This is a genomic window from Campylobacter sp. US50a (genome assembly GCF_004379015.1).
Classification (GTDB): domain Bacteria; phylum Campylobacterota; class Campylobacteria; order Campylobacterales; family Campylobacteraceae; genus Campylobacter_D; species Campylobacter_D jejuni.
Map to the genome: position 1 here is coordinate 1 of NZ_RYYJ01000113.1, position 237 is coordinate 237.

Below are 237 nucleotides of genomic sequence, written 5' to 3' on the forward strand. Positions count from 1 at the left end.
GCTCTTGGTTTTGGTTTTTTAGAGTTTGGAACCTTTACTCCAAAGCCTCAAGAGGGAAATGAAAAACCGCGTTTATTTCGCCTTGTAAAACAAGAAAGCATACAAAATGCAATGGGTTTTAATAATCAAGGAGCAGAAAAAATCGCCGCAAGATTATCAAAAATTTATCCTTTTGTTTTGCCTTTGGGAGCAAATATAGGAAAAAATAAGATCACAAGCAATGATAAAGCTTTGGAG

General features: G+C 35.0%; 1 pseudogene. It reads left to right on the forward strand.

The features are described from left to right. Window positions 1-237: pseudogene (locus ELQ11_RS09845) on the forward strand (dihydroorotate dehydrogenase (quinone)); the annotation flags it as partial.